7 protein-coding genes and 2 pseudogenes are annotated in these 7592 nt (G+C 66.2%); 5 read left to right on the top strand and 4 right to left on the bottom strand.

The features are described 5' to 3' along the window. The 4 genes and pseudogenes from AC1DYK_RS35100 to AC1DYK_RS35085 all read left to right on the top strand — a co-directional run. Positions 1–605: pseudogene (locus tag AC1DYK_RS35100) on the top strand (IS6 family transposase); the annotation flags it as partial. Positions 606–709: 104 nt separating this feature from the next. Beyond that, entirely contained in the window at positions 710–1330 is a 621-nt protein-coding gene (locus tag AC1DYK_RS35095; protein WP_478170479.1) for a transporter substrate-binding domain-containing protein, read from the top strand. Beyond that, a complete protein-coding gene (locus AC1DYK_RS35090) occupies positions 1323–1517 on the top strand; it encodes a hypothetical protein (protein ID WP_478170478.1) in 195 nt (64 codons plus the stop codon). Before AC1DYK_RS35095 ends, AC1DYK_RS35090 begins: the two co-directional genes overlap by 8 nt. Positions 1518–1533: 16 nt before the next feature. Next, complete coding sequence (locus tag AC1DYK_RS35085; RefSeq protein WP_478170477.1) at positions 1534–2103, top strand: GlcG/HbpS family heme-binding protein; 570 nt, start codon at positions 1534–1536, stop codon at positions 2101–2103. Positions 2104–2202: 99 nt separating this feature from the next. On the opposite strand, the gene AC1DYK_RS35080 is transcribed toward AC1DYK_RS35085, so the two are convergent. From AC1DYK_RS35080 to AC1DYK_RS35065, 4 genes are all read right to left on the bottom strand, one after another. After that, the gene (locus AC1DYK_RS35080) at positions 2203–2430 is read right to left on the bottom strand and encodes a hypothetical protein (protein WP_478170476.1); all 228 of its coding nucleotides are present in this window, start codon (positions 2428–2430) and stop codon (positions 2203–2205) included. Positions 2431–2488: 58 nt separating this feature from the next. Then, positions 2489–2860 (bottom strand): response regulator transcription factor, encoded by a 372-nt coding sequence (locus AC1DYK_RS35075; protein ID WP_478170480.1) that lies wholly within the window; start codon positions 2858–2860, stop codon positions 2489–2491. A 116-nt stretch (positions 2861–2976) separates the two neighbouring features. Then, entirely contained in the window at positions 2977–3603 is a 627-nt protein-coding gene (locus tag AC1DYK_RS35070) for a response regulator transcription factor (RefSeq protein WP_478170475.1), read from the bottom strand. Beyond that, positions 3603–7241 carry a PAS domain-containing sensor histidine kinase gene (locus AC1DYK_RS35065; protein ID WP_478170474.1) on the bottom strand — a complete coding sequence of 1213 codons (3639 nt, stop codon included), beginning with the start codon at positions 7239–7241 and terminating at the stop codon, positions 3603–3605. Before AC1DYK_RS35065 ends, AC1DYK_RS35070 begins: the two co-directional genes overlap by 1 nt. Before the next feature lie 104 nt (positions 7242–7345). Here AC1DYK_RS35065 and AC1DYK_RS35060 point away from each other — a divergent pair. Next, positions 7346–7592: pseudogene (locus AC1DYK_RS35060) on the top strand (IS6 family transposase); the annotation flags it as partial.

Genomic DNA, 7592 nt, shown 5'->3' with positions numbered 1-7592 from the left:
AGCGCGGCGTGGTCGTGAGCTACGAGACGATCCGGCGCTGGGGCGACAAGTTCGGCGCCAGCTTCGCGCATCGCGCCAAGGCCGCACGCCGCAAGCCAGGATCGACCTGGCATCTGGACGAAATGTTCGTGACGCTGCGCGGTGAGCCCCACCTGCTATGGCGCACGGTCGATCAGCATGGCGCTGAACTCGACGTCCTGGTGCAAAAGCGCCGCGACAAGGTCGCAGCAAAGCGCTTCTTCAAGCGCGTGCTCGCCGCCTGCCCGGAGGCCCCCCGCAAGATCGTCACCGACCGACTGCGCAGCTATCCGGCTGCGAAGGCCGAGATCGCACAGCTTGCCAATGTCCGGCACGTCTTCGTGAAAGCATGCGCCCGCGTGAACAACCGCGCCGAGAACAGCCATCAGCCCACCCGTGAGCGCGAGCGGCGCATGCGAGGCTTTCGCTGGCCCGAGCGCACGCAGGCCTTTCTCTCGACCTTCGGGCCCATCCGCCAGCACTTCGCACTCAAGCGCCATCTGCTGCGCGCCTCGCTCTATCGTAAGCAACTGGCTGCGCGCTTCGACGCCTGGCGCCTTTTCACGGGCCTCACCCAAAATCCGTCCGCTCCTTCTGGATCGCAACGCCACCTGCCGATGTTGCGGCCATGGACCCTCAACGTGACAACGCCGTCCAGGACATACAGCGCCTATCCAACGCGCAAACCTGAATGACCCGTCTGGCTCCCTTCTATCCATTGTTGTCGTCGCTGATCGCCGGAACCGTCATTGCCGCCGAGCCGGTCCTGGCGCCCACAGGCCAACTGCGGGCTGCATACATCGTCGCGAACCTGGCACAGGCGCGGCGCGATCCTGCCACCGGCGTCGTGACGGGCGTGGTGGCCGATCTCACCCGTGAGCTGGGCCGCAGAGCGGGCGTGCCGACGACCATTGCGCCTCTCGCGACGGCAGCCGATGTCCTGGAAGCGGTGCGAAGCGGATCGGTCGACATCGGATTCGTAGCCCCGAATCCGCAGCGAAAGGGCGTGGTGCTCTACTCCCAGACCTATATGCTGGTGCAGCAGAGTGCGCTGGTTCGCGCCGACTCGAAGATGCAGTCGGTCCGGGACTTGGACGACGCCAGACAAGCAGTTGGAGTGAACACCGACGACAGTGTGGGCGTATGGCTGCAAGAGCGCTTGGGCGCCGCGCGCGTTCGTGCGACGCCTGACTACACGTTGCGCGAGGCCGTCCAATGGCTCATGGATGGAACGGTGATCGCCTTTTGCCGGCAATCGCCAGCGACTGGCAGCCAATACCCAAGACGCCACCGGACTTCGGCTGTTGCCTGACAACTTCTATGGCGTACCGCAGGCGATTGCGGTCCCCCTGGACCGCAGCGATCGACTGAAGTGGATCAACGCGGCACTCGACGACCTGCGCGCGGGCGGCTTCCTCGCGGATTCGGTGTTGCGCAGCGGCGTGGATGGCCTCGACGTCACACCGGCAGGGCCGCGCGCAACGGTTGATTCGAAATGATATGAAAGGTGATCCCATGCCCCAGCAACGCCATTCCTTGCAATCGATCCTGCGAACGCCACGGCACGCCATTGCCGCACCGTTCGCCCTCGCCTTGACCCTTGCCGTCGCCGCTGCATCCGCGCAGACGGCGCCATCTCCACCGCCGCCCCCGACCACGCCCTATGGCGCGCCCATCGGCCTCGCCCAGGCCAAGAAGGCGACGGCCGCTGCCGAGGCGGAGGCCGTGAGGAACGGCTGGAGCATGGTGATCGTCGTCATGGACAGCGCCGACCATGTCGTCCTGCAGGAGAAGCTGGACAACACCCAGTACAGCGCTCTCGGGGGAGCCGAAGACAAGGCGCGCAGTGCGCTTCAATTCAAGCGTCCCACCAAGGAGCTCGAGGAGGTGCTGGCGCGAGGCGGGATCGGATTGCGCTATCCGGCACTTCGAGGCGCCATGCCGCTGGAGGGCGGCCTGCCGATCGTCGTGGACGGGAAGATCGTGGGCTCGATCGGTGTCGGCGGCGGCACGTCGGTCCAGGACGGACAGGTTGCCAAGGTCGGCAGCGAATCGCTCAAACAAGACTCAGGCACAACCCAATAGGAAGCGAGATGGCAGAACGAAAGCTCACTGGAAAGATCTCGCCCGAGCGCATCCTCATGACGGTGCTCCCCAAACCCGACCCGGATCTGATCGCGGGCTTCAGGTTTGCACTTGGCACGAGGCGTGCACACTAGGCCACCCGTAGTCGCGGCCCGTCAGCGCGCGCGCAAGAAGGTAGTTGTTCAGTGCGCGCGCGCTCAAGCTGTCCATGTGCACCGAGCCGCTGGCATCGCAGGGAAACGACAGGGCGCGCCCCGTGCCGCTGAGAGAGGGAAAGCGTAGCTCGAAGGCGGACTGTGCAACGGATGAGTTGCGGGCGGCGTGCATGGCGGTGTCCTCGTGGTTCATTTCGATGAAGCAGCTCCGGGAAACAGGGTCGTGCGCCTCACGCAGGATCGCGTCCGCGCAGGGCGGTCTCGATGCAGGCGAGGAGGTCTTCCGCATTGAAGGGCTTTGCGAGAAAGCAGATCACGCCCGTCTTCAAGGCGCGCGCGCGCGCCTGTTCGTCGGGGTAGGCGGTGATGAGGACCGTGGGAATCGGGGTGCCGGCGGCGGACAGGCGGCCGTGCAACTCGAGCCCGGTCATCCCCGGCATGCGCATGTCGGCGATGAGGCATTGGATGGCGCACGTGTCCTTCGACTGCAGGAAGCTCTCGGCCGAGCGGAAGGTGGCGGCGGACAAGCCGGCGGAGTCGAGCAGATCCCTCGTGGTGTCTCGCACCGATTCATCGTCATCCACGATCGCTACGGTCGGCATGTCGCGCACTTGGATCTCCTTGCAGCTCTTCTTGAGCGCTGAAGCGAGACTAGGCCGATTGCGCGCGCAAGACCATTGCACGTGCGACACGCGCGCTACGACTTTGGTTTAGGCGCCTAAGGCTTTGGATTGGAGAGGCCGAGCGTGTCCGCGATGCGCACGAGCTGCGCCAGGGACTTCACCTGCATCTTGCGCATGATCTGCCCCCGGTGGACCTTGACGGTGGCCTCGCTGATGCCCAGCTCGGCTGCGATCTGCTTGTTCACGCGCCCGGCGCTCACCAGCGCCATCACTTCGCGCTCGCGCTGGGTGAGCGCGGCGAAGCGTTGCCGGAGCTCCGCGACGAGCGCCGTCTCGCGGCGCTGCGCGCGGTGCCGCTCGACCGCTGCATCGATCGCATCGAGAAGCTCCTGGTCGCGGAAGGGCTTGCTCAGGAACTCGACTGCGCCGGCCTTCATGGCGCGCACCGTCATCGGAATGTCGCCGTGCCCGGTGATGAAGATCACCGGCAGATCGACGCCCGCTCGCGGGAGTTCTTCCTGGAAGCTCAATCCGCTTGCGCCGGGCAAGCGCACGTCGAGCACCAGGCAGCCGGGCGCGTCCGGGCGCTGCGCCTGCATGAAGTCCTGCGTCGAGGCGAAAAGGCGCACGTCCATGCCGACGGAGGCGAGGAGATCCTGAAGCGCCTCGCGCATGGCCAGGTCGTCGTCGACCACGAAGACGACGGGCCGCTCGGTTGCCACTACGGCCCTCCGATCGGCAGCGAAAACCGGAACACGGCGCCGTGGGGCCGGTTCGGCGCGGTCCAGAGCTGGCCGCCATGGGCCTCGACGATCGACCGGCTGATCGAAAGCCCCATGCCGATGCCCTGCGCCTTGGAGGTATGGAAGGGCTCGAAGAGCTTGTCCGCGATCCCGGGCGCGACGCCGGGGCCCGAATCGCGCACCTCGATGCACACGCCGCCCTCCGCTTCGCTTGCGCCGACGACCAGCTGTCGCGGGCGATGGCCGGGCGCGCTCATGGCCTCGATGGCGTTGACGATCAGATTGAGGAGCACCTGCTGGAGCTGCACCCTGTCGCCCCACACGGGCGGCAGGCCGTCGGCAAGCGTCTTCTCGAGCGCAATGTCGTTGCGGCGCAGCTGGTCGCGCGTGAGCGCGATCACGTCGAGAATGACCTGGTTGACGTCGACGCGGTCCCGGCGCGGCGGCTGGCGCATGACCAGGGCGCGGATGCGTTCGATGACTTCGCCCGCGCGCTTGCCGTCCCTGGCAATGCGTTCGAGCGAGCGCTGTGCCTTTTCGAGCTCGGGCGGCTGGGCCGCGAGCCAGCGCGCGCAGGACCCGGCGCTCGCGACCATGGCCCCGAGCGGCTGGTTGACCTCGTGCGCGATCGAGGCCGCGAGCACGCCGAGCGTGGTCACGCGGTTGACTCGCGCAAGCGCCGCCTGCGCCTCGCGCAGGGCTTCCGACGCGAGGACATGCTCAGTGAGATCGCGCGTGATCACGAGCGCTGCCTTCAGGCGCTCCGAATCGAGCCGCAGCGGCGAGTAGGACACCGACAGGTAGAGGCGCCCCCGATCGGTCGCGAACCAGTCTTCGAACGTGAACTGCTCGCCGGCGAGACAGCGGTCGAGTCTCGGCTTCACGGCACGCTCGAAGAAGCCGGTCCCGAAGAATTCAGCGACATGCCTGCCGACGATCTGCCCGGCCGGTATCCTCCAATTGCGCTCATAGACCGCATTGACCCTTTGATAGCGGTAATCCCGCCCGATCACGGCCATGCCATCGGAGGCGCTCTCGAAGATCTGCCGCGTCAGGTACTCGGCCCGCCTGAGTTCCGTCATGTCCTGCACGATGCCGAAAAAGCGCCGAGGCCGGCCGGAGGGATCGCGCGCCACGTCGGCGCTGTTGTGGACCACGCGCACCTCGCCATCCGGACGCACCACCCGGTATTCCATGTCGAAGCGCGGTCCGCCTTGCACGCCGGCCTCATTGGCCTGCCCCACTCTTTTCCGGTCGTCCGGATGGACGAAGTCCAGCAACCGGCCTGCCAGTTGCCCGGACTCGGGCCACTGCAGGCCGTGAATGCGGAAGGCCTCTTCCGAAGCGGTCACGCGACCGCTGTCCAGGTCCGCTTCCCAATGACCGAGATGCGCCATGCGCTGCGCCTCCTCGAGCTTGCGCTCGCTTTCGCGCAGGCTGCGGAAGATGAGCAGACTGGTGAGCGCGTCGGCAAGCCGATGTCCGGTCTCCTCGAACAGCCGCTTTTCCTGCGCCGTCCAGGCGCGCGGGCGCGAGCACTGGTGCAGCCCGAAGAGGTAAGGTTGATCGGCCTTGGGGTACAGCGCCATGGCGAGCACGGATCGGATGCTGAAGCTTTCCGCCAGCTGCGCCGGCAGCTGAAGCTCGCAGCCAGGACCGAATGACACGGCTGCGTTCGCAGCGCGCGCGGTCCGGAACACCGTGGCGACATCCGCATCGAGGGGCAGCTCGGCGCCCAGGCTGAACGCGCCGGGAAACTCAGGCCGAGTCTGTTCCATGACCGCGCGCCAGCCCTCAGCCTCCGGATCGCACGGATAGGTGAGCCACGCCCGGTCGCAAGCAAAGATGTCGAGGACTGCATCGAGCACATCGCTCATCATCTTCTCGAGGTCGTTGGTTCCCTGCATGGCGCGGTTGACGCGATTCATGCTCTCCAGGAACCACAGATGCGCGCGCCGTTCCTCTTCCGCGCGCTTCAGGTCCTCGATGTCGGTAAGGATTCCATACCACTTCAGAATCCTTCCACCTTCGCCGCGCATCGGCACGGCGCGGCTCAGGAACCACCGGTATTCGCCGTCCGCGCGACGAACACGCGCTTCCTGCTCGAAAGGCTCGCCCGTCGCCATGTGATGCGCCCGTGCTTGCATGTAGCCGGGCAGATCTTCGGGATGAATTGCAGCCAGCCAGTTCGCATCGGCGAGCGAGAAGCCCGTGTATTCGCTCCCGCGCCGGTTGACGAGCACACCGGAGCCATCGGCGTCGGTGACGAAGGCAATCGCCGGCATCGTCTCGAGCACCTCCCGAAGCTCTTTCTCGCTGCGGCGGACGGCATCTTCAGCGCGCTTGCGCTCGGTGATGTCCCGCCCGACGCCCCGGTAGCCCGTGAAGCGCCCCGCCTCGTCGAACATCGGCAGCCCGGATACCGACACATGGCGTATGCCGCCGTCGGACGTCGCCCGGGCGAGCTCGAAGTCGCGGAACGGGACATGGGCATCGAGTGCTGCGCGGTGCTGGCGCCAAGCCTCCTCGTCCGGCTCCAGATAGGGCACTTCCCATCGCGTCTTGCCGATCTCCGAGCCCGGCGCCGGCGCGCGGTCGAACTGTGCGGAATACTCCTGCCGGGTGAAGCGATGCTGGGCGTCGCTCTCCCAGTACACGTCGAAAGAGAACTTCACCAGCGTGCGAAAGCGCTCCTCGCTCTCGCGCAACGCCTCTTCGGCGTGCTTGCGCTCGGTGATGTCCTCGCACGCCACGAGAAGCACCGGCCCGCTCCTCAGCACGACCGCGTTCGCCGACTCCCGGACCCACAGCACCGTGCCGTCCTTGCGGACCTTGCGCGCCTTCCAGCGCATCACGCGCCCCGGCTGCCGGAAAGCCTGCTCGGCCTTTCCCTGGACGAACGCCCGATCGGCTTCGTAGAACACGTTCAGCACCGGCTGGTCGATCAACTCGCTCACGCGCCAACCCAACTGCTCTGCGCCGACGGGATTCACCGACAGGATCGCGCCGGCCGCATCGATGATGAAGTACATCGTGGGATTCGCTTCGAAAGCGGCTCTCCATTGCTCCTCGAGATCCTGCCGAGCCTCCTCGGCCCGCTTGTGCTCCGTGATGTCGGTATTGGTCGCGAGGACCGCCACCGGCTCGCCCTGCTCGTCTCGCTGCAATGCCAGGCGGCTCGCCACGACCACCGGTGCTCCGTTTCGCCTGTGATGCACCAGCTCGCCTTCCCATCGCCCGGTGCTCAGCACCTGCGAATCGATCTGCTCGAGCGGCACGGCGGAGAGGGTCTTCAGCAGCTCGGACGCGGACTTGCCGAGCGCCTCTTCAGCCGTCCATCCATACATCTCCTCGGCGCCGCGGTTCCAGTACTTGATCGCTGCTTTCATGTCGCGCACGAACATGGCGTCATGCGTGAGATTCAGCAGGTCGGCGTGCTCGCGCAGCGAGGCTTCCGCCTGCCGCTCGAAAGGCTGACGCGCCGGGCGCAACAGCGTTTCGTCGCTTTTACGTTTTGTCACAAGCGACTCCGATAGGCGTCGCGGCATGTGGGCCGCAGCATGTCGCACAGCGCCGGTGGTAGGGCCAGCTCCTCCTTGGGTGGTGGCGAACGCCATTCTGAACGTCCTCGTGACCGCTGTCACGGCGCAGTCAGGCGCTAGCCCGCGCTAGCCCGAGTTGGCATTGTCACGTTGCCGATGGCGTAACGTAAGCTTTCGCCATGCAAAAGACGACGAGATCGCTCTATCACGGTCACCGGTTTCCGGCGGTGGTGATCAGCCAGGCGGTGCGCTGGTACTTTCGATTTCAGCTCAGCCTCGACATCGAGGAGCTACTGTTCGAGCGCGGCGTGGTCGTGAGCTACGAGACGATCCGGCGCTGGGGCGACAAGTTCGGCGCCAGCTTCGCGCATCGCGCCAAGGCCGCACGCCGCAAGCCAGGATCGACCTGGCATCTGGACGAAATGT

The organism is Variovorax sp. P2_H12 (genome assembly GCF_056403395.1).
Note: the sequence above shows the minus strand (reverse complement) of the source record. Positions and strands in the feature narration are given on the sequence as shown.

What these genes read in the sequence shown, in the direction of transcription:
- AC1DYK_RS35095 (WP_478170479.1), top strand. Translation starts at nt 710, where the DNA reads ATGACCCGTCTGGCTCCCTTCTATCCATTGTTGTCGTCGCTGATCGCC.
- AC1DYK_RS35085 (WP_478170477.1), top strand. Translation starts at nt 1,534, where the DNA reads ATGCCCCAGCAACGCCATTCCTTGCAATCGATCCTGCGAACGCCACGG.
- AC1DYK_RS35080 (WP_478170476.1), bottom strand. Translation starts at nt 2,430, where the DNA reads ATGCACGCCGCCCGCAACTCATCCGTTGCACAGTCCGCCTTCGAGCTA.
- AC1DYK_RS35075 (WP_478170480.1), bottom strand. Translation starts at nt 2,860, where the DNA reads ATGCCGACCGTAGCGATCGTGGATGACGATGAATCGGTGCGAGACACC.
- AC1DYK_RS35065 (WP_478170474.1), bottom strand. Translation starts at nt 7,241, where the DNA reads ATGGCGTTCGCCACCACCCAAGGAGGAGCTGGCCCTACCACCGGCGCT.